The organism is Streptomyces sp. CNT360 (assembly GCF_000424785.1).
This window is the reverse complement of record NZ_AUKO01000012.1, coordinates 64,493-85,616: the sequence shown is the minus strand read 5'-3', so window position 1 is coordinate 85,616 and position 21,124 is coordinate 64,493. Positions and strand designations below refer to the sequence as shown.

At 74.3% G+C, this 21,124-nt stretch carries 18 protein-coding genes; 7 read left to right on the top strand and 11 right to left on the bottom strand.

Annotation, left to right across the window (positions count from 1 at the left end):
* The first annotated feature begins 665 nt into the window (after window positions 1-665).
* On the top strand, window positions 666-1,583 hold the full coding sequence (locus tag H297_RS36190; RefSeq protein ID WP_486589503.1) for a hypothetical protein: 918 nt from the start codon (window positions 666-668) through the stop codon (window positions 1,581-1,583).
* A 19-nt stretch (window positions 1,584-1,602) separates the two neighbouring features.
* Here the strand turns inward: H297_RS36190 and H297_RS0113395 are convergent, their stop codons facing one another.
* Complete coding sequence (locus H297_RS0113395) at window positions 1,603-2,355, bottom strand: GntR family transcriptional regulator (RefSeq protein ID WP_027737469.1); 753 nt, start codon at window positions 2,353-2,355, stop codon at window positions 1,603-1,605.
* A gap of 129 nt (window positions 2,356-2,484) precedes the next feature.
* Here H297_RS0113395 and H297_RS0113390 point away from each other — a divergent pair, with 129 nt between their 5' ends.
* Both H297_RS0113390 and H297_RS0113385 read left to right on the top strand, forming a co-directional pair.
* The gene (locus H297_RS0113390) at window positions 2,485-3,336 is read left to right on the top strand and encodes a (2Fe-2S)-binding protein (RefSeq protein WP_027737468.1); all 852 of its coding nucleotides are present in this window, start codon (window positions 2,485-2,487) and stop codon (window positions 3,334-3,336) included.
* 220 nt (window positions 3,337-3,556) lie between these two features.
* A complete protein-coding gene (locus tag H297_RS0113385) occupies window positions 3,557-4,750 on the top strand; it encodes a DUF2637 domain-containing protein (RefSeq protein WP_027737467.1) in 1,194 nt (397 codons plus the stop codon).
* A 303-nt stretch (window positions 4,751-5,053) separates the two neighbouring features.
* Here the strand turns inward: H297_RS0113385 and H297_RS0113380 are convergent, their stop codons facing one another.
* The 5 genes from H297_RS0113380 to H297_RS36175 form a co-directional block, all read right to left on the bottom strand.
* Window positions 5,054-6,193: a protein phosphatase 2C domain-containing protein gene (locus tag H297_RS0113380; protein WP_027737466.1), complete on the bottom strand. Its 1,140-nt coding sequence runs from the start codon at window positions 6,191-6,193 to the stop codon at window positions 5,054-5,056.
* 186 nt (window positions 6,194-6,379) lie between these two features.
* Window positions 6,380-7,909: an AlkA N-terminal domain-containing protein gene (locus H297_RS36185; protein WP_037794045.1), complete on the bottom strand. Its 1,530-nt coding sequence runs from the start codon at window positions 7,907-7,909 to the stop codon at window positions 6,380-6,382.
* 73 nt (window positions 7,910-7,982) lie between these two features.
* Window positions 7,983-8,597 carry a hypothetical protein gene (locus tag H297_RS36180; RefSeq protein ID WP_037794043.1) on the bottom strand — a complete coding sequence of 205 codons (615 nt, stop codon included), beginning with the start codon at window positions 8,595-8,597 and terminating at the stop codon, window positions 7,983-7,985.
* A gap of 62 nt (window positions 8,598-8,659) precedes the next feature.
* Window positions 8,660-9,790 (bottom strand): ribosome small subunit-dependent GTPase A, encoded by a 1,131-nt coding sequence (gene rsgA / locus H297_RS0113365; RefSeq protein ID WP_027737465.1) that lies wholly within the window; start codon window positions 9,788-9,790, stop codon window positions 8,660-8,662.
* Window positions 9,791-10,225: 435 nt separating this feature from the next.
* On the bottom strand, window positions 10,226-11,431 hold the full coding sequence (locus H297_RS36175; protein ID WP_486589502.1) for a YihY/virulence factor BrkB family protein: 1,206 nt from the start codon (window positions 11,429-11,431) through the stop codon (window positions 10,226-10,228).
* 18 nt (window positions 11,432-11,449) lie between these two features.
* On the opposite strand from H297_RS36175, the gene H297_RS0113355 reads away from it, so the two are divergent.
* A complete protein-coding gene (locus tag H297_RS0113355; RefSeq protein WP_027737464.1) occupies window positions 11,450-13,108 on the top strand; it encodes an acyl-CoA dehydrogenase family protein in 1,659 nt (552 codons plus the stop codon).
* Between the two features lie 112 nt (window positions 13,109-13,220).
* On the opposite strand, the gene H297_RS0113350 is transcribed toward H297_RS0113355, so the two are convergent.
* On the bottom strand, window positions 13,221-13,841 hold the full coding sequence (locus tag H297_RS0113350; protein WP_027737463.1) for a TetR family transcriptional regulator C-terminal domain-containing protein: 621 nt from the start codon (window positions 13,839-13,841) through the stop codon (window positions 13,221-13,223).
* Window positions 13,842-13,977: 136 nt separating this feature from the next.
* Here H297_RS0113350 and H297_RS0113345 point away from each other — a divergent pair, with 136 nt between their 5' ends.
* Together H297_RS0113345 and tsaD are read left to right on the top strand one after the other, a co-directional pair.
* Window positions 13,978-14,937: a beta-ketoacyl-ACP synthase III gene (locus H297_RS0113345; protein ID WP_027737462.1), complete on the top strand. Its 960-nt coding sequence runs from the start codon at window positions 13,978-13,980 to the stop codon at window positions 14,935-14,937.
* 101 nt (window positions 14,938-15,038) lie between these two features.
* Entirely contained in the window at window positions 15,039-16,094 is a 1,056-nt protein-coding gene (tsaD, locus tag H297_RS0113340; protein WP_027737461.1) for a tRNA (adenosine(37)-N6)-threonylcarbamoyltransferase complex transferase subunit TsaD, read from the top strand.
* Window positions 16,095-16,280: 186 nt separating this feature from the next.
* Here tsaD and H297_RS0113335 read toward each other — a convergent pair whose 3' ends face one another.
* Window positions 16,281-17,261, bottom strand: coding sequence for a carbohydrate kinase family protein (locus tag H297_RS0113335; protein WP_027737460.1), 981 nt, complete (start codon window positions 17,259-17,261; stop codon window positions 16,281-16,283).
* Between the two features lie 587 nt (window positions 17,262-17,848).
* Here H297_RS0113335 and H297_RS0113330 point away from each other — a divergent pair.
* A complete protein-coding gene (locus tag H297_RS0113330) occupies window positions 17,849-18,796 on the top strand; it encodes an erythromycin esterase family protein (protein WP_027737459.1) in 948 nt (315 codons plus the stop codon).
* 262 nt (window positions 18,797-19,058) lie between these two features.
* On the opposite strand, the gene H297_RS36170 is transcribed toward H297_RS0113330, so the two are convergent.
* The 3 genes from H297_RS36170 to H297_RS0113315 form a co-directional block, all read right to left on the bottom strand.
* Window positions 19,059-19,379 carry a hypothetical protein gene (locus H297_RS36170; protein WP_106959619.1) on the bottom strand — a complete coding sequence of 107 codons (321 nt, stop codon included), beginning with the start codon at window positions 19,377-19,379 and terminating at the stop codon, window positions 19,059-19,061.
* A gap of 476 nt (window positions 19,380-19,855) precedes the next feature.
* Window positions 19,856-20,005, bottom strand: coding sequence for a hypothetical protein (locus H297_RS36165; protein ID WP_199787192.1), 150 nt, complete (start codon window positions 20,003-20,005; stop codon window positions 19,856-19,858).
* A gap of 245 nt (window positions 20,006-20,250) precedes the next feature.
* A complete protein-coding gene (locus H297_RS0113315; RefSeq protein WP_037794040.1) occupies window positions 20,251-21,099 on the bottom strand; it encodes an alpha/beta fold hydrolase in 849 nt (282 codons plus the stop codon).
* Between the last annotated feature and the right edge of the window lie 25 nt (window positions 21,100-21,124).

The window sequence follows — 21,124 nt, the reverse complement described above, 5'->3', positions numbered from 1 at the left end:
CGGGGTCGCCGGGCCCGTCGGTGCCACTGGTGCCGCCGGGTCACCAACGCCCCCGTGCCGCCGGACCCCCGGGGGCCGCACGGACCGCCGGTGCTGCCAGGCCCTCCGGTACTGCCGGGAGCGGCTGGACCGCAGGGACCGCCCGGAGCGCCGGATCCGGCAGTGCGCCTGGCGCCGCCGAGGTTGCCGACGTCACCGGGACCGCCGGGCCCTTCGGGGCCACCCGGAGGGCCGGTGCCGCCGGGCCCGCAGAAGCCGCCGGGAGCGCCGGGTCCGGTGCGGTGCGGTGCCAGTGAGGTGACCGCCGCCGTGAACGCCGCGCAGGCGGCCGAGGCGGCCGAGGCGGCGCACACGCCGGACGCGGCAAGGACGGTACGCCGTGCGAGGCGCGTGGAGAGGGGCATGCATGCACGCGAACCGTGCGGCGGCTGCCCTTTCGCTGCGGCCAGGTGCCGACCTGGGGCATGGCCTGCTCCACCCGGCCAGGTGCCCCGCCCCACCGTTTCTTCCGCGCCTGCGGGGATGGTTGGCAGAAAACGGCCCCCGGTAAAACTTTGTGAACTGATTCACACCAGCCTCTTGGCCGGGTGGGGCGCGGCGTGCTGAGATGCGGTCACATCCGGCTCGACGGCGCGCTTGGGGAGGGCACTGTGGCGGACACCGCCATGTCACGTTCGGAACGGCTGGATCCCGCCTGCACCTCGGGCCTGGAGGAGTCCCCCGGGCCGGTGGCGACGGGACCCGACAGCCCGTTGGGCCGGGCGGTGTGGCGACTGCGCTCGCGCGGTTGCTGGGAGGACGCGGCGGCGCTGCTGGAGCCGTACGCCCACGGGCAGCCGAAGGCGGCGGTGGGGCGGGCGGCGCTGCTCGTGGAAGGGTGCATGTACGCAGGTGAGGGCTGGGCGGCGGCCGAGGACGCGCTGCGGATCGCCGAGGCGGTCGCCCAGGTGGACGACGACCGCGGAGCCGCCGCCTGCGAACGTGGCCAACTCGCCTACGCGGCAACCGTGCTGGGCGTGCGCGACCGTACGGACGAGGCGCGGGCCGCGCTCGGCCGGGCCGCCGCGCTGCTGGAGCCCAACGCGCCGGGCCGGGCGCTGCTCGACTACCGGCGCGGGCTGCTGGCCGAGAACCTGAGCGAGACGCCCCAGGCGGCACGCGCCGCCTACCGCAGGGCGCACGCGGGTGCGACGGCCCGCGGCGACCTGCTGCTGTGCTCGTCCACCTTCCGGCACCTGGCCGGGATCGCCGCGCGCGAGGGTGAACTGGCCGAGGCCCGGCACGGGTTCGCCGAGTCGCTGCGGCTGCGCGAGGAACTGGGCTTCCTGGTCGGCACGGCGCCCGCCCTGGCGTCGCTCGCCGACGTGCGGCCCGAGCCGGAGGCGACCCGGTTGCGGGAGGAGGCGGGCCGGCTGTTCCGGCTGCTGGGCGGCGTACCCGTCTGGCTCGCGGGGCGCCTGCCCGAGTGGGGCCCGCCCCCGGAAGCGCCCGACACCGGAACGCCCGACCCGGCCGACGCCCGGACCCTTGCGGCCTCCGCCCGTACCGACGGCGAGGCTCCCGCCCGCTCCGGCAGCGACTGAGCCCCCGTGGACGTGTCCGTCACAAGTGCTCGCGTACCAGGCGTTCCACGGTGGGCAGGTCCTGCCCGGCCAGGGCGTCCAGCAGCGCAAGGTGGTCGGAGGCCTCGGCGAGCAGGTCGGTGGTGCGTGGCGCCGGCACCGCCCGCAGGGCCGACAGATGCGCACGCCGCTGGACGTCCTCGGCCACGGCGACGAGTTGCCGGTTGCCGGTGAGCTCCAGCAGGGCGCGGTGGAAGGCGCGGTCGGCCTCGCCGTAGGTGCCGCGGTCACCGCGCGCGGCCGCCTGGAGGGTGTCCTCGGCGAGGGGGCGCAGCTCGTCCCAGCGCTCCGCCGGCACGGTCCGGGCCAGCGCCAGCACGGCGGGCACCTCCAACAGGGCCCGTACTTCCGCGAGTTCGGCGAGGTCGCGCGGGCTGTGCGGGGCGACGCGGAAGCCCCGGTTGGGCACCGTCTCGACGGCGCCCTCGCTGACCAGCACCTGCATGGCCTCCCGCACGGGGGTCGGGGAGACGCCGTGGCGTTCGGCCAGGGCGGGCGCGGAGTAGACCTCGCCGGGGGCCAGTTCCCCGGAGAACAGCGCGGTGCGGAGCGCTTCGAGTATCTGGTCGCGCACGGAGTGGCGCTGCGGGACCACCCTCGGGGCGGGCGGCGCGCCGTAGGTGTGCTCACCCCTGGCGGCCGGCACTACGGGCTGCCCGCGGGCGGCGTCCCGGGCAGGACGCAGCCGGGCAGCGGTCGACACGCTGCGTGACGCGGTGCGGCGTTGCTCCATCCGTCCCCTCCGGGCCGATCCCACGGACACTGCGGAGCACCCTAGGCCGACGCGAGGCGAGATCACACCTCGGGGATCATCAGTTAAGGTAAGCCTTACCTGCTCACGATCGTCGAATCGGTGGTCCCCATGGCCGTGCCCACCCTCGCCCGCGTAGCCCCTGACGTCTCGCCCTTCCGCACGGCGTACGCCCGGCTCACCGAGGTGTTCCCGTCGCTGGGTGTGACCGAGACCACCGCTCGTGAATCTCTTCCCGAGGGCGACGGCTGGGTGCGGGCGAGCGACCTGGCGGCCGGCGGCGCCGCGCTGGAGTCCTTCCTGGCCTGGGACGAGGAGCAGATTCTGCGGGACTACGGGCAGCGGGGCCGCCCGGACGTCATCGCCAGTTTCGGGCTGCACCGCTACGCCTGGCCGGTGTGCCTGCTGATCACCATCCCCTGGTTCCTCCAGCGGCGCGTGCCGCGGATCCCGGTCGGGGCGGTGTCCTTCCAGCGGTCGCTGGGTCGCCTGGCGGTCCACCTCGAAGAGTTCGCCTGTCTGCCGGACGACCCGGCGGCGGCCGCACCGGGCGCCCGGGTGGTGCCGGACGAGGAAGCCCTGCGGGCCGCCGTGCGCGACGCCGTCGCCGAGCACCTCGCGCCCGTGCTGGAGGGGTTCAGGCCGCGGATGCGGCGGGGGTCCCGGGCCCTGTGGGGGATGGCGACGGACGAGGTCACCGAGGGACTGTGGTACCTGGGCCACCTGCTGGGCGAGGAGCCGCGCGCCATGGCGGAGGCCGAGCGGTTGCTGCCCGGCGCACTGCAGCCGTTCTCCCAGGCGGCGGGTTTCCGTACGCTGACGGGCCCCGGAGGCGAGGCGCTGACCACCCGGAACCGGGCCAGCTGCTGCCTCTTCTACACCCTGCGCCCGCAGGACACCTGCGTCACGTGCCCGCGCACCTGCGACGCGGAACGCATCGAACGGATGACCGTCACCTCGTAGGGCGTTCGAGTCCGGGCGCCCCGGCCGGACCGGCACGTCCCCCTTTTCGCGTTCTCTTGCCCGAAACCCCCCGGACGGGCGGGGCACTGCCGTAAGGATGCTCGGCGACACGAAGGAAGCCAGAGCGCGAGCGCGGCGCCGCCCCCGCGTACGGACGATGCCCCCAGACGGCAGACGCGCCGTGCGCGCCCCCGGCACCGCGCGGCAAGGGGCACACCCGATGAGACTGACCGACATACCGCTGAACTGGGTGCTGCCGAGCGCCGTGCTGCTCGTCGGCACGCTGACCGCTGTGCTCGTGATGGCGCGGTCTCGCCGCCATCGAGCCGCCGAGGGCGACGCCACGGCCACCGCGTCCGGGCAGCCTCCGGCACCCGACTCCTGGGAGCGGGCGGAGGAGCGGCGGCGCCGGAAGGAGACGCTCTACGCCACCGCGGCCTATCTGCTGCTGTTCTGCTGCGCCGCCGTCGCCGCCGCGCTCTCCTTCCACGGGCTGGTCGGCTTCGGCCGGCAGAACCTGGGGCTGGGGGGCGGCTGGGAGTACCTGGTGCCGTTCGGGCTGGACGGCGCGGCGATGTTCTCCGCCGTCATCGCCGTACGCGAGGCCAGCCACGGGGACGCCTCGCTGGGCTCCCGGCTGCTGGTGTGGATCTTCGCGGGAGCCGCGGCGTGGTTCAACTGGGTGCACGCCCCGCGCGGCCTGGGGCACGACGGTGCGCCCCAGTTCTTCGCCGGGATGTCGCTCTCCGCGGCGATCCTGTTCGACCGGGCGCTCAAGCAGACGCGGCGCGCGGCACTGCGGGACCAGGGGCTGGTACCGCGCCCGCTGCCGCAGATCCGCATCGTCCGCTGGCTGCGGGCGCCGCGGGAGACGTTCGGCGCCTGGTCGCTGATGCTGCTGGAGGGGGTACGGACGCTCGACGAGGCCGTCGACGAGGTCCGCGACGACCGCCGCCGGCAGGGACAGGAGAAGCTGCGCCGCAAGGAGCAGGAACGCCTCGACCGGGCACGGGTCAAGGCCATCAACCGGCAGCATCGGCTGTGGAGCCGGGGCCGTACGGGCGCCGCGCACCATGTGGACGTCGAGATCGGGACCCCCGTACCGACGGCTGCGACGGGAGAGGCGTCCTCCGAGCGGTCGGCGGCGGCCGGGCTCCCGGCCGCCGACACGACGCCGGGCACCACCGCACCGTCACGCGTCCGGCCCGCCCTCCAGGCCGTGGCGGACGAGCCCGGCACCGGCCGACGGCACACGGAGTACACCGAGGACTCCCGCCTGCCGGGTGACGTCGGCAGGGACGAGAAGAACGGCGACGATGCGGGGGCCGGAGCAGGTGGCGGTGGCAGTGGCGCCGGCCCTCGGCTGGACACCCTGGAGGAGAAACTGGCCGAGATCGAGCGGCAATTCGGCTGACGGGCCCGCCGCACCGGCGGCGACATCCCCTCCCCTCCAGCCACCGGGCTCACGCCGGTGCGGTACGGAGCGCCCCGCAGGCACTTCCGTTTCCGCACCGGCGTCGTCGTCCCGCGCCACCGGCACCGTTCGGCGGCAGAAGCAGTACAGGAAGCAGCACAGGCGGCAGAAGCAGCACAGGCGGCCCGGGTGGCGAAGGCGGCGCGGGCCGGGAGCGGGCACCGGCGCCGGGTCCGCACCGGGGCACGGGCCGCAGCGCGGCTCCGAGACCGGAGCGCGGCGGCCGCCACGGGCGCCGGGGCGTCAGCGCTCCTGAAGGGCGACGGCCGTGCGGTCGGCCTCGTGACCGTCGACCGGCTGCCGCAGGTCGGTGAGGAATTCCGCGAGACCGGCCGACGCACCCGGGGAGCCCGGGTCCCAGCGGGCAGCGAGCTGCTGTGCGAACGCCGGGTCGGCGCGCAGCGGTTCCGCCAGCCCGGTGCTGCACAGCAGCAGTACGTCGCCGGGTTCGGCGGCGCACACGCGGAAGCGGAACGCCTCCGCCGGTCCCGGAGCGGCGGGCTGCGCCGCGGTGAAGCCGTCCCGGGCCGCCGCGGCGCCCGCCGCCGGGTCACGTCCGGCAAGGGGCTCCACGGCGGGCGGCGGTGTCGGCACGGCGGGCGGCTCGACGTCCTGCCAGGTTCCGCCCCGCAGCCGGAGCAGTCCGCCGGCTCCCGCCCCGAAACACACGCGGGTGCGGCAGTGCGGATCGGCCGGCAGCAGCAGGCAGCGCAGGTGTGCCGTGTGCCGTCCGGGCGCCAGGCCCCACGCGGCGGCCTGCGCCCGTAGCCTGCCCAGGGCGCGGGCGGTCAGTCGGTGCAGCCCCGGTTGGAGGGCGCCACGCCGGTCCGCGCGCAGGTCCTCCGCGATGCGTGCGCAGTCGCGGCCGACCGCGTCACCGATCGTGTGACAGGCCTCGCGCGCCGACCGGTGGGCCGCGCCGCCGTCCGCGGGGGCGCCCGTCGCCACAGCCACGAGCACCAGTCCGGCCCGCCCGGTGCCGAACCGTGCCACCAGCAGGGCGTCCCCGCGCACACGACCCGCCTCGCGCGCTGCCGCGCCCCGCAGTGCGGCGGCGCGCAGGGCCACCGCCCCGTACCGCGTCTCCTCCAGCACCGTGTCGGGCACGAGTTCGGCCAGCGAGGCCGGTTCGGCGAGGGGCAGCATCCCTGGCGCGGGAGCGAGGGGAGGCGCCGGGCCGACGGGAGGCGCCTGCGCGGGTGCGCTCCCCTCGGCGGCGCCCAGGGTGCGGGCCACCGAGGCGTAGCGGTCGTCGACGGTGTCGCGGGTGCGGCCGACGCCGGGGCCGCGGGCGCGCCCTGTGTCGGGTGCCTGCGGGTCGTACAACCGGGCCCACCAGTCGTGGCCCCGGGGCTCGCCGTCCTGTGCCCCCTGCCCACTCATGGGCTCATTGTTGCCCGCACGAACCAGGAGGGAAGCCCGCGAAGCGAACTCGCCTGCCGGGGCGGGACGATGAGCCCGCCCGGGACGGAGGCCGGCCGGCCGGGGCGGGCGGCGGAGACGGGCGGCGAACCCGTGCGGGAGGTCCGCCTCGGTGCCGCCGACCGCTTCCGCGGCAGCGCCCGGCCCTCAGCGCCGCTGTCCGTCCTTCGGTGGCTCGGCCTGTGCGGTGGCGTGCCACAGGTGGTGCAGGGCGTAGGAGCGCCACGGCCGCCAGGTCCCGGCCTCCGTGGCCGGTGCGCCGGTCAGTGCGAGGCCGTGCCGGACCCCTACGTCCCCCGTCAGGAAGACGTCCGGGTCGCCCAGCGCGCGCATCCGCATGTAGCCGGCCGTCCAGGGGCCGATGCCGGGCAGGGCGAGCAGGGCGCGCTCGGTCTCCTGCCGGTCGGCTCCCGGGTCGAGCACGACGGCCCCGTCGGCGAGCGCGGCGGCGACGGTACGCACGGCGCGGCGGCGGGCCTCGGGCATGCCCAGCTCACTCAGCGGCGCGTCGGCGAGCACCGCCGCCTCGGGGAAGACATGGGTGAGACCCCCGGTGGGCGCCGCCAGCGGTTTGCCGTACGCCGCCACGAGCCGGCCCGCCAGCGTGCGGGCCGCGCCGACCGTGATCTGCTGGCCCAGTACCGCGCGGACCGCGAGCTCGTGCGCGTCGGCGGCGCCGGGCGACCGCAGTCCGGGCGTGCGCGCCAGCAGCGGGGCCAGCGCGTCGTGGCGGCCGAGGTGTTCGGCCACCGCGAACGGGTCCGCGTCCAGGTCGAACAGCCGCCGGATCCGCTGCACGGCCGTCGTCAGGTCCCGCAGGTCGCCCAGGTGCAGCCGGCAGGCCAGCCAGCCCTGCCCGCTGCGTGCCGGGCACTCGTCGACCTCCGCGACGCCGGTGCCGTAGGGCAGGTCGAGGGTGCGCCGGTAGGTGCGGCTGCCGGGCTGCCCGAGCACCTCCTCCACGCCGGGGACGGCGCGGCGCTCCAGGAAGCCGAACACCTGGCCGGTGGCGTACGCGCCCCGGTACGCCAGCCGCAGCGGCACCCCGCTGACCGGGCCGCCGGCCCACCCGGTGGCCGTCCGCGCGATGGGGCGGCCCGCGGGTCCGTGACCGCCCCGCCCCGACGCGGCGCGCAGCTCGCTGGGGGTGCGGGCGTAGATCTCCCGCACCGTGTCGTTGAACTGCCGCACGCTCGCGAAGCCCGCGGCGAAGGCGATCTCGGTCACCGGCAGCGGCGTCGTCTGGAGGAGGACCCGCGCGGTGTGCGCGCGCTGCGCCCGCGCGAGGGCCACCGGGCCGGCGCCGAGCTCGGCGGTGAGCTGCCGCTGCACCTGGCGGGCGCTGTAGCCCAACCGTGCTGCCAGGCCCGCGACGCCCTCCCGGTCCACGACACCGTCGGAGATCATCCGCATCGCGCGCCCCACCAGGTCGGCCCGCACGTTCCACTCGGCCGAGCCCGGTACCGCATCCGGACGGCACCTGCGGCAGGCCCGGAACCCCGCGCCCTGGGCCGCGGCGGCCGTCGGGTAGAACCGCACGTTCTCCCGCTTGGGTGTCACCGCAGGGCAGCTCGGGCGGCAGTAGATGCCGGTGGTGCGTACGCCCAGGAAGAACACGCCGTCGAACCGCGCGTCCCGGCTGCGTACGGCCTCGTACCTGCTGTCGTCTGTGGTCACACCCCCAGTGTGCGGAGCGGCTCGGAGCAGAAGCCAGCGGAAATGCGACACGGCGGTCGAGGGGACGAGGGGCTCAGGGCGCCTCCGGGCCCTCCACGAGCCGCTGGAGCAGCCCCCAGGTGAACTCGGCCACCACCTGGTGGCGCCGCCCGGCGGTGTCCGGCGCGGTGAAGGCGAGCTGCCACCGCGTGGGGGCGGAGCCCTCCCGCGGCCTGGCGGGTGCGAAGGCGCGGGCGGCCTCGTCGACGGTGCAGGACCAGGGCGTCAGGTCCGCCACCGTCCGCAGGGCAGGGCCGGGAGCGCCAGGGGCCCGCACGAGCCAGGCGTGCCACGCGGCGCCGCCTCGGGGCGCGCCGAGCACCTCGAAGCGCAGGTCGGGCCAGAGCGGCAGCGTCCAGGAGTACGCCTCGCAGGTGACGTCCCCGATGCGGCGCTGCTCGGTGGCCTCGGGCGGCCCCAGTGCCGAGCGGTAGCGGCCGACCGTGGCGCCCGGGGCGTGGGGCGAGCGCAGCTGCACCTGCCACCGCCTGTGGGCCTCCCGCAGGTCGGCCCGGCCGACGCCGAGCTGCCGCAGCGCCGCCTCCACGCGGGCGGGCTGGAAGTCGCTCATGCGGCGGAGCAGGGCGAGCTGGAACTCCAGCTTGCCGAAGGCCGCAGGGCCGTGGGGCGGTACGGACGGAGCGCTCATGGTGGGGACGGTAGCAACCGCCCCCACCACGGTCCCGAACCCGTGCTCGGCGTATCCCGGCGCTACGGCTTGCGGCGCGGGCCGCGCTTGCGCTCCATCATGTGCCGGCCCAGCGTCTGCCGCTGTTTGATCAACTGCCGCTGCTCGGCGCGCAGTCGGGAGTCCGTACGGGCCGCGAGGCGGGCGTTCTCCCGCAGCAGCTTGCGGTAGCTGTCCAGCCGTCGCTCGGGCAGGGTCCCGTCGGCGACGGCGGCGAGGACGGCGCAGCCGGGTTCGCAGCGGTGGGCGCAGTCGTGGAAGCGGCACCCGTCGGCCAGTTCCTCGATCTCGGCGAACGCCTGCCCGAGTCCCTCCTCGGCGTCCCACAGGCCGACGCCGCGCAGCCCGGGGGTGTCGATGAGGACGCCGCCGCCCAGGTCCGCGGGCAGCGGCAGCAGGTTGCGGGTGGTCGTGGTGTGCCGGCCCTTGCCGTCCCGGTCGCGGACGGTCCGCACGGTCTGCTCCGCGCGGCCCAGCAGGGCGTTGGCCAGCGTGGACTTGCCCGCTCCCGACTGGCCGAGCAGCGCGGTGGTGCCGCCCGCGAGGACGGCGGCGAGGAGATCGATGCCCGCGCCGGTCTCCGCGCTGACCGGCAGCACCTGGACGCCGGGCGCGGAGGTCTCCGCGTCGGCGGTCAACTGGGCCAGGGCCGCCCCGTCCGCCACCAGGTCCGCCTTGGTGAGGACGAGCAGCGGCTGCGCGCCGCTGCTCCACGCCAGGGAGACGAACCGTTCGATGCGGCCGAGGTCCAGGCCGGCGGCGAGGGGAACGGCGATCAGGGCGTGGTCGACGTTGGCGGCCAGGATCTGCCCCTCGGACCGCTTGGAGGAGGTGGAGCGGACGAAGGCGGTACGGCGCGGCAGCAGCGTACGGACGTAGGGCGGTGCCCCGTCCGCGTCGACGACGGCCCAGTCGCCGGTGCACACGACCTTCAGGGGGTCGCGGGGGACGACGAACTCGGTGTCGGCGCGGAGCGTGCCCACCGGGGTGACCAGGTCGCACTGGCCCCGGTCGACGCGCACGACCCGTCCGGGCAGCGGATCGGGGCCCGCGGTGGCGGCGTGCGCCGTGGCGTCGGCGTACGCGGCTGCCCAGCCGGAGTCCCAGCCGTAGGCGGCCAGGGCGTGCGCGGGAGACGAAGGAGAGAGGTTCAAGGGAAACCCTTCACAAGGGCGGCCCCGGGCGCAGGGGTTGCTGCGCGATGGAGAAAGGCGGGTCAGCCGGAGGCCGCGGAGGTGGAGTGGAAGCTCATCGGGGCGCGGGCAGCGCCCATCACGAAGACAGCCATGAGTCACACCTCCTCTTCCTCGACCGGCAGCGGACACGTACCGCCGCTGCGCGAACCGGTCGCCACCATAAAGTCGCACGCACCCCGACGCCACTGCTTTTCGGCGCGCGCCAGCGGGCCCCGCGGAAGGGGGGGGTGAAAGGCGGGTGCTGGAAGGGCCGTCACGTTGCGCTCCTCCGCTCACCCGGAAGTGTCGGTCCGCTACCGGCGGCGCCGTCCACAGGGCCGACGCCCTCGCCGTGGCGGCCCGGTTCGTCGCAGGGTGCCGTCGTCAGGGCGGTCCCGGTACGCGGGGGACCGTTCAGCGCGGGCCGGTGCCGCCGTCGGTGGGGCCCCGGTCGTCGTCGTGGTCGCGGCCTCGCGGGCGCAGCAGTCGGCCCCGTACGTCGGAGGGTGGCAGGAACTTGGTCCAGCGCTCGGGGAACTCGGCGGGGGCGTCCTGGCCCTCGGCCTCCTCGTGCTCCTCGTGCGCGCGGCGCCGACGGGCAGCGACGGCGGCGACGACCTCGGCGGCGGCCTCCTCACGGCGCCGCTCGTTGGCGCGCCGGGCGGCGGCCGTGGCGACCGACGGCCACACGTGGTCGATGGCCGCGTTGACGGCGGCGCCCACCAGCACGGCGAACGCCGACACCCCGATCCACAGCAGCACGGCGACGGGCGCGGCCAACGACCCGTAGATGGTGGGGCCCTCGACGGTGCTGGTCAGGTAGAGCCGGAGCAGGAAGCTGCCCAGCACCCACATCACGAGCGCCACCAGGGCGCCGGGGATGTCCTCCCGCCAGGGGGACCGCACCGGCACGGACACGTGGTAGAGCGTCGTCAGGAAGACGATGGACAGCAGCAGCACCACCGGCCAGTAGCAGGCGCTGATGACCCCCTCGGCCTGCGGGGTGAGCCGCAGCACCGCGTCGGGGCCCGCCACCATCAGCGGCAGGGCGACCGCCCCGATCACCAGCGCGACCAGGTACAGGAAGAAGGAGAGCAGGCGGGTCTTGACGATGCCGCGCCGCCCGTCGAGCCCGTACATGACGGTGATGGTGTCGATGAAGACGTTGACCGCGCGGGAGCCGGACCACAGGGCGAGGGCGAAGCCGAGGGAGATCACGTCGGGGCCGCCGCCCCGGATCACGTCGTCGATCAGCGGGCGGGCGAGTTGGTCGACGCCCTTGTCGGACAGCACGGTGGCGGAGGCGTCGAGGACGTTCTGGCGCAGGGTCTCGATGGTGTCGGCGCCGATCCAGTCGAGGTAGCCGAGCGAACCGATCAGGCCGAGCAGCAGCGGCGGGATCGAGATCAGGGTGAAGAACGCCGCCTCGGCGGCCAGTCCGAGGACCCGGTATTCCATGCAGGAGTTCACGGTGTCCTTGAGCAACAGCCACGCCATCCTCCGTTTGGGGACGTCGCGGTACTTCACCCGGGCCCGCCGGAACTGGCCGCGGAAGCGCCGCGGGGCCCACTTGGGGCCCCCTTCGGCGGTCTGCTCAGGGGTTTCCTCGACTGCACGCACGTCTTTAACGTATCTGCCATGCCGTCCTCGACTCACACCGTGACCAATCAGCCCCCGCCGCTGGTCGACTACGACGTCTTCTGCGCCGACTCCGCGCTCGCCGAAGGCGTCGCCCGCCACGTGGCTGTTGAGCGTGCCGAGGAGGTGCACGACGAGCTGGCCCGGCTGGGCCGGGCCGCGGGCTCCGCGCAGGCGCAGGAGTGGGGCAGGCAGGCCAACGCGAACCCGCCTGTGCTGCGCACCCACGACCGGTTCGGACACCGGATCGACGAAGTCGACTTCCACCCGGCCTGGCACGCGCTGATGGAGCGCGCGGTGGGCGCGGGGCTGACGGACCCGTGGTCGCGTCCCGACGGGCAGGTGCGGCGCAGCGCGGCCTTCCACGTGTGGTCGCAGGTGGAGGCGGGCCACAGCTGCCCGGTGTCGATGACGCACGCGGCGGTGCCCGCGCTGCGCCGGGAGCCCGCGCTCGCCGCCGAGTGGGAGCCGCTGCTGACCTCGCACCGCTACGACTTCGGCCTGGACCGTCCCGCGAGCGCCAAGCTGGGTGCCGTCGCCGGGATGGGCATGACGGAGAAGCAGGGCGGCAGCGACGTACGGGCCAACACCACCGAGGCCACCCCGCTGGCCGGCGAGGGCGAGTACACCCTGCTGGGGCACAAGTGGTTCTGCTCGGCCCCGATGTCGGACGTCTTCCTGGTGCTGGCCCAGGCCCCCGGGGGGCTCACCTGCTTCCTGGTGCCCCGTGTGCTGCCGGACGGCACCCGCAACAGCTTCCCGATCCAGCGGCTCAAGGACAAGCTGGGCAACCGCTCCAACGCGTCCGGTGAGATCGAGTTCGACGGCACGACCTGGGCCCGCCGCGTGGGCGAGGAGGGGCGCGGCGTGGCGACGATCATCGAGATGGTGGCCGCCACCCGGCTGGACTGCGTGACGGGCTCCGCCGCGCTGATGCGGCAGGCCGTGGCGCAGGCCGTGCACCACGCGGGGCACCGCTCGGTGTTCGGCGCGCTGCTGAGCGAGCAGCCGCTGATGCAGAACGTGCTGGCGGACCTGGCGCTGGAGTCGGAGGCGGCCACCGCGCTGGCGCTGCGGCTGGCGGCGGCGCACGACAGCGCGGCGGGCGGCGGCGAGCGCGCGGAGGCGGACCGCGCCCTGTTGCGGCTGGCGCTGCCGACGGCGAAGTACTGGGTGACCAAGCGGTGCGTGCCGCTGGCCGGCGAGGCGCTGGAGTGCCTGGGCGGCAACGGCTACGTGGAGGAGTCGCCGATGCCGTCCCTGCTGCGCGAGTCGCCGCTCAACTCCCTGTGGGAGGGCTCGGGCAACGTGCAGGCGCTGGACGTGCTGCGCGCCCTGCAACGCTCGCCGCAGTCCCTGGACGCCTTCCTCGGCGAGATCGGGCAGGCACACGGCGCCGACCACCGGCTGGACGCCGCCGTCAAGGACGTGCTCACCCAACTCGCCGACCTGGACGGCATCGAGGCCAGGGCGCGGCGGCTGGTGGAGCGGATGGCGGTGGTCCTCCAGGGTTCGCTGCTGGTGCGCTGGGCACCGCCCCAGGTCGCCGACGCGTTCTGCGCCTCCCGGCTGGGCGGCGACTGGGGCGCCGCTTTCGGGACGTTGCCCTCGGGGGTGGATCTGGCGGCGATCGTGGAGCGGGCGCGGCCGGTGGCCTGACGTCGGGGCACCCGGGAGCGGGTGCGGGCCCGCCGGACCGGCACCACCGTCCACGCGGGCCCGAGGGCTGCGGCCCGGCACCGGAACCGCGCGCGTCGGAAGGGGCGGTGGCTCAGCCCGGCGGCGGGGCCGGGCCCAGCATGCGGTCGAGGGCGTGGCGGGTCCTGGCGGGTGCCGTGGCGTCGGCGAAGAGCTGGAGTTCCTGGTTGAGCGCCATGTAGAGGCCGTGGAGCTCGAAGGCGAGCTGTTCGGGCTCGACGTCGCCGGGCAGCTCCGCCACGTCCACCGCGACGCGCAGGTCGTTGAGCAGCAGTCGTCTGCCGCGCAGCATGAAGCGGGCGACCGTGTCGTGGACGGGGCCGCCGCGGGTGTCGAACTCGACGGAGGCGGCGGTGAACAGGCAGCCGCCGGGGAAGGCGGTGCGCTCCCGCTCCAGGTAGCGTATCCAGGCCTCGCAGAAGGCCCGCAGCCGCACCAGGCCGGGGCGCAGTCCGGCGACCGGTTCCCACACCAGCCGCGTGAAGAGCCCCGAGGCGCCGTGCAGGGCGGCGAGTTGCAGTGCCTGCTTGGAGCCGAAGTGGCCGAGCACGCCCGCCTTGCTCATGCCCAGGTCGGTGGCCAGCCGTCCGATGGTCAGCCCCTCCAGGCCCTCGACGGAGCCGATGGCGACGCTGCGCTCGATGATCCGCTCCCGCGTTCTGCGGGCCTCGGCGGCGGACTTGCGTGGGCTCATGCACCCATCGTAGCCACCCGCCCCCGTTTAACTTCCGACCGATCGGTTGCTATATTCCGGCCACCGGTCGGCCGACCCGCACCCCGTACGGGAACGGCTGCCCGGCCACCGTCCCCTCGTGGAGGAGAAGAGCACCGTGCCGGGTACCCGCATCGCAGCACTGGGCCACTACCAGCCCGAACGCGTCCTCACCAACGACGACCTGGCGACCATGGTCGAGACGAACGACGCGTGGGTGAGGCAGCGCACCGGTATCGCCACCCGGCGCATCGCCGCGGAGGACGAGACCGTCGCCGACATGGCGACCGCCGCGGCCGGCAAGGCGCTGGCCGCTGCCGGGCTGGACCCCGCCGACATCGGCATGGTCGTCGTCGCGACCTGCTCGGCGCGGGACCGCTGCCCCAGCACGGCGGCCCAGGTGGCGCGCCGCCTGGAGATCCCCTCCCCCGTCGCCTACGACCTCAACAACGGCTGCGCCGGCTTCTGTACGGCCCTCGCCTCGGCGAGCCACTCGGTGGCCGCGGGGGCCGCCCGGCACGCCCTGGTCATCGGCGCGGAGAAGATGTCGGACGTCACCGACTGGAGCGACCGCAGCACCTGCATCCTGCTGGCCGACGGCGCCGGCGCGGCCGTCGTCAGCGCCCTCCCGCAGGACGAGGGGCAGACGGACGGCATCGGGCCCGTCGAATGGGGTTCGGACCCCTCCCGGGGCGACATGGTGCAGCTCCTGGACGCCTGGCAGCCGCGCTTCACCCAGGAGGGCCCCGCCGTCTTCCGCTGGGCCAGCGCCGAGCTGCCCACGCTGGCCCGCAACGCCTGCGAGCGTGCCGGGCTGGCGCCGAGCGATCTGGCGGGCGTGGTCACCCACCAGGCCAATCTGCGGCTGATCGAGTCCGTGCTGCGCCAACTCGACCTCGCCGAGGACGTGGTGCTCGCCCGCGACGTGATCGACTCCGGCAACACCTCGGCCGCCTCCGTCCCGCTGGCCCTCTCCAAACTGGTCGAGCGCCGCGAACTGGAACCGGGCGCGCCCGTGCTGCTGCTCGCCTTCGGGGGCGGCATGTCGTGGGCGGGCCAGGTGGTGCGCTGCCCCTGAGCGCACTCGGCGTACCGCGCGGCTGCGGTCGCGCGGTACCTTGTTGCACACAATGTGCAACAAGGTGGTATGTGCGAGAGGGGACGGCTGTGGGTGCTCCGGTGGTGCTGGGCATCGAATCGTCGTGCGACGAGACGGGAGCCGGGATCGTCTCCGGCGGGCGGCTGCTCGCGCACGTCGTGGCGTCGAGCATGGACGAGCACGCCCGCTTCGGCGGAGTGGTACCCGAGATCGCCTCCCGCGCCCATCTCCAGGCCTTCAACCCCGTGCTCAGGGAGGCGCTGACGCAGGCGGGAATCGGCTTGCGGGACATCGACGCCGTCGCGGTGACCACCGGGCCCGGTCTCTCCGGCGCCCTCCAGGTCGGCCTGTCCGGGGCGAAGGCGCTGGCCTTCGCCACAGACGTACCTCTGTACGGGGTGCACCATCTGGCAGGGCACGTCGCGGCCGACACACTGGAGCACGGGCCGCTGCCGAACCCGTGCATCGTGTTGATCGTCTCCGGCGGCCACACCTCGCTGCTGCTCGTACGGGACCTGGTGCGTGATCCGATCGTGCACCTGGGCGACACCCTCGACGATGCCGCGGGCGAGTGCTTCGACAAGGTCGCCCGCGTCTTCGGGCTGTCGTATCCGGGGGGACCGGCCATCGACCGCGCCGCCCGGGAGGGCGACCCCTGCGCCGTGGCCTTCCCCCGCCCGCTGCTGGGCTCGAAAAAGGACCCGTTCTCGTTCTCCTTCTCCGGGCTGAAGACGGCCGCCGCCCGCTGGGCCGAGCAGCATCACCAGCGCGGTGAGGAACCTCCGCTGGCCGACGGCGCCGCCTCGCTCCAGGAGGCCGTCGCCGATGTCCTGACGAGCAAGGCACTGGCAGCATGCGGCCGGTACGAGGTGGGAACCCTCGTCGTGGTGGGCGGTGTCGCGGCGAACTCCCGGGTGAGGGCCCTGGCGGAGGAGCGGTGCGTGGCTGCCGGCGTCGAACTGCGGGTACCCCCGCTGACGCTGTGCACCGACAACGGGGCGATGATCGCTGCCGTCGGTGACCTCCTCATGCGGGCGGGTGCCGACCCCGCGCGGCTGGACATGTCGATCGACCCGTCCGCCCCGCTGGTGTACTCCGCCCTGCACCCGGCCGCTTCGCCCGCGAGGGCCGCATGACCGGGGTCGCGCTGCGCCCCCGTGGCGCATCACCGGGAACGGCGCCACCGCGACGCCGACTTCCGCAACGAGGCCGCTGACGGGGTCGGCATTCCTCAGCCGCCCGGGGCCCGGGGCTCGGCCGCCGGGGCGGGTCTCGAACTCAGCCGCCGGAGACGGCCCCAGCTCAGCCGCCCGAAGGCGGTCTCACATCTCGGTTGCTGCCAAGTCCGCCGCCCAGGGCGGGTTGGCGCCGCGGACGGCGACGACGGCGGCGGCGACGCGGGTGCCGAACGTCAGGGCTTCGGCGACCTGTTCACGAGTGAGGCGGTCCAGGCGTCCGCCCAGCGCGCCGGCGGTGTGGAGAGAGTGCAGGAAGCCCGCCATGAAGGAGTCGCCGGCACCGACGGTGTCCACGACGCGGGCGGCGGGGGCGGTGACGCTCACGCGGGTGCCGTTCAGGGAGGCCAGGACCCCGTCCTTGCCCAGGGTGACGACGACCAGCGGGGTGCCCTCGGCGTGGAAGGCGTCGGCGGCGTCCGTGGGGGTGGCGCCGGGACGCAGCTGGGCGAGGTCGTCGTCGGACAGGCGCAAAATGTCGGCGAGGGCGCACCAGCGGGGCAGCGCCTCGCGGTAGACGGCGGGTTCGACCAGCAGCGGCCGCACGTTGGGGTCGACGGAGACGGTGGTGCGGTGCCGCACCCGGGCCAGCAGCCGTTCGAGGGCCGCGGCGCCCGGCTGCTGGACGAGGGCGAGGGAGCCGGTGTGCAGGCAGGCCACCGGGCCGTCCGAGGCGGCGGCCAACTCCTCGTCGCTCCACTGCCAGTCGGCGGTCCGGCTCGCGTGGAAGGAGTAGTCGGCGCTGCCGTCCTCGGCCAGGTCGGCCACGGCCAGCGTGCTGGGTTCGGCCGCGCGCACGGCACGGTCCAGGTCCACGCCGGAGCCTGTGAGGTGGTCGGTGAACAACTGCCCGAACACGTCGTGCGACAGCCGCCCCAGGAACCGGGTCGGCGTGCCCAGCCTCGCCAGCGCCACGGCGGTGTTGGCGGGGCCGCCACCGGGGTGGACGTCGAGCGTGAGTGGTGCCGCGGCCTCGGCGTCGGGCCGGGGGGCCCGGGCTCCGCGCGGTGCCACGAACGCGTCGGCGACGCACTCGCCCAGGACGGCGACGGGGTGTTCAGCGGTCATTACGACCCTTTCGTGTCGGCTTCATCCCGGCCCCCGGCGGTACGGTCCGCGGTGCCGGAGCGCGGCGCTCCTGACCTGCCGCGGCTACCTTACGGACCTCTGTTCGGCCGGCGACAGCCGCGCCCGCGCCGGACGGCGTGGGCGACCGACCAGGCGAGCCCCGCGGCGAGGGCGGCGGCCGGCACGAGGCGGCCGTGGTCCCGCACCGGGCGCCCGGCGGAGCCGAGGGGCGCGGCCAGGCGGCGCCGCAGCAGCCGGGCGGTCGGTGCGAGCCCCGCGGCGCAGGCGCGAGGGCGTAGCCGGGCAGCCGGTGCGAGCTTCGCAGCGCAGGTAGAGGCGTACACCGTGCGCCTAGCCTCGCCGTGCCACCGGGGCGAGTCCCGCGGCGCAGGCGCGAGGGCGTAGCCGGGCAGCCGGTGCGAGCCCCGCAGCGCAGGTAGAGGCGTACACCGTGCGCGTAGCCTCGCCGTGCCACCGGGGCGAGTTCCCCCGCGCAGGCGAGGGCGTAGCCGGGCGGTTCGGGAGTCGGTGCACGACGGTTCGAAAACCGTTGACCTGAAGTCCCCTTCAGCTACCAGACTGCCGCCATGACGACACAGCATGAGCAGGTGACGCACTGGATCGACCAGCGGGCACACCGCCTGGACACCTACGACCCGGCCGCGCCACTCGACGACCTGCGCCCGCTGGCCGCACGGATCGGCGACACGGTGCGCGTCGTCGCACTCGGCGCCTCGACCCGTGCGGCACACGAACTCTCCACCCTCCAGCACCGCCTGGTGCGGCTGCTGGTGGAGGAACACGGCTTCACCTCGGTGGCGCTGGAGGGCGACGACCCGGTGTCCGTGGGGCTCGACGCGTTCGTACGGACCGGCGAGGGCGACCCGGCCGCGATGCTGGCGGGCGCGCGGCCGTTCTGGCGCACGCGGGAGATCCTCGCCCTGGTGGAGTGGATGCGCGCACACAACCTGCGCCACCCGCACACCCCCGTACGGTTCGCCCCCGGCTCGGCCACTCCCGCCTCGCCTCCGCTGGAAGGGCTCGCGGGGATCGAGCGCGGGCTGGCCGAGAACACCATCCGCTGGGAGGCGGAGAGCGGTGACCGCATCGTCCACTGGGGCGGCATCGCCCATACCGCTGTGGGCCGCTCCCGTACCGTGACGCCGCCCTCCTCCGGCCTCACGCACCGCAGCGCGGGCAGCTACCTGCGGCAGCGCTTCGGCGACGGGTACGTCTCCGTCGGGCTCACCTTCCACCACGGCACGCTCCCGGCCCGTGCGCCGGAGCCGCCGCCTCAGTTCGCGGAGTCGGTGCTGGGCAGCGCAAGCGCTGCGGCCTACCTGTGGGACCTGCGGGCGGACGACGCCCCGGAACCGGTGCGGGAGTGGCTGGCCGGACCCACCAGGACCCGCCTCGTGGGCCCCGCCTACGACCCGTCCGACGACGCCGCGCACCACCTGTCCGGCAACGCGCTGGGTGACTGGTTCGACGTACTCGTCCACGTCCGCGAGGTGACCCCGGTCCATGCACTGTGACCGGCACCGTGACGGCGCCCCTCACGGCCCGGTGCCGTGGCGGCGGGCCGGGCGCTGCCGCCGACGGGTGCCGGTGAACGCCGGGTTCCGGTGACCGAGGAGACCGGACGGGCGGTGGGCCACCGTTCGGTGCGCACGCGCTGTTGGGCGTACGCGTCTTCCCCGAGCAACTCGTGTCTTCCGACGGCCGCGTTCCCCGAGCAGCCCTGCGCGGGCTCTCCGACCGGCCGGTGCCGCTCGGCGGGAGCCGCCCGCCCCCGGGCTACCCTTCGGCTGCCTCTGCTGCCCGCTCCGCGCGCCAGGTCCGCAGCTCCGCACGGGTCCCGGGCCGGTACTTGGGCTCCTTGCCGCAGCCGCACGCCTCCCGGCCCTCGTACCGAAGCCCCTCCGCGAGCACCGCCGCCACCGCCGACCAGGCACCGGCGTCCCGCCTGGGCGGCGGCGCGAAATCGTGCCCCGCGCACTGGAGCGGCTCGCCGCACCGCGGGCACACATGCTCCGACGCCCGGACCTGCTTGAAGCTCAACCGGCAGCCCACGCAGGCGTAGTGCAACTTGTAGTCGTGGAAGCCCCAGAAACACATGCGGGCACGGTACCCACCGACGCACGGGCGGGCCACCAGGTTACGGAGGCGGTCAGGTCGAGCGCGTGGCCGTGGACAGCTCGCACCGCACCGCCTTGTGGGAGACCCCCTGCTCCACGCCCCACCGCAGGGCGAGCGCGTCGACAAGGGCGATCCCCGGCCCGACTCGGCGTCCGGCACGGCCGCCAGCAGGACCGGGAGCGGGCGCGGGTCCGGATCGGTCACGGTGAGCCGCAACCGCCCGCCACCACTGGCGCTGTCGCTGCCGCACCCAGGCGACCCGTACGGTCGCGGGAACGCCCTCCCCCACGTGCACGGCGACATTGGTGAGCAGTGCACTGACACACAGCGCCGCGGTAACGGCCACCTGCGGGGCGCCCCGTCGGGCGCAGTGCCCCCACCGCGCGGCGTACCGCACCGATGCGGGCGGCCTGCGCCAACGTCGCAAGGGAGCGCGGGCGGTCGCGTCGCCGTCCTCACCCCTCGCCCCGCTTCTCCTCCGCCGCGGCGGCGCGCAGTACGGCCGCCAGGGCCCGCACCGTCTCGACGTTGCAGTTCCCGAGCGGGACCAGTGGGGTCGGCTGGTACCCGGCGCAGGTCACCGGACCGACGCCGAGCGAGGGCAATGAGCTCTTTCCAACCTGACGGAAGGTTGGACAGGCGACCCCAGCAGTGGACATGAAGAAAGCCCCTGGTAGACGGGTTCACGACCAAGATCACCAGTCTGCCAGGAGCTTTCGCGTGTCTTTCTACCCGTCCGACTTGATTCCGGGGATCAAGTACCGACCTTCGGTGGGGCAGATCACGGCCCTACGTCCCTGACATGGCCGGAGGGAGGTTAGGACCGCACCTCTGGATCTGAAATCGCTACTCAGAGGTCGTGATCGGACAAGAACGCACGCACCAGCTCGTTGAAGCGAGCGGGCTCCTCGGCAAAGGCGGCGTGCTGGGCACCGGAAATACGGACCACGGCCGAGCGCCAGAGTGAGGTGAACGGCAAAGAATCCACGTACTGCTGGTTGACGAACGGATCGTCGGCGCCGTCAATCATCGCAAGCGGAACTGGAGGGGTAAGCGCAAGTTGCCTCTTGTCTACGCCATCGCCAGCCAATACGGATTCGAACATTCGCTTGCGTGCACGCCCGTCCGCCCTGCTGACGTCTGCACGAACTGTGGCTGACGCAGGGACGACTGTAGACTGTTCGGCCATTTCCGTTGCCTGTTCGGGGCTCAACACCTCCTGGCCGATATATGCGAACGTGGGGTTATCGAGGAATCCCTGGAAGAGGGTCTGAGCGTTCACCGGAGGCGTTCCCGTCGTGACGAGCGCCACCGCCCCCGGAAACTTGTGCACAAGTTCATATCCAACGTATCCGCCGAGGGACCAGCCAACGACAACGACGCGTTCGATACCTAGAGAATTCAGCACCTCGATGAGGGTGTCCGCATATCCCTGATGGGTATAGGCGATGGAGGGTTCGGACGCGTTGTCTGAGTCGCCATGGCCAAGCAGGTCCGCCGCCAGCATACGTCGCTGCATGGCGTCGTCCGTGAGCTGCGCTCGAAACATCTTCCGCGAGATGGAGTTTCCGTGGACGAACAAGAGCGGAACTGCTGAGGCTCGACCGTTCGGATCGGTGTCGAAGAGCGCTACCCGCCCGTGGCGTGTCGCGACGATTCTGGAGTGGAGTTCGGCGCCGTCCAGCTTTTTAGCAGTCATGTAAAATAGCCTAGAATCTCACATG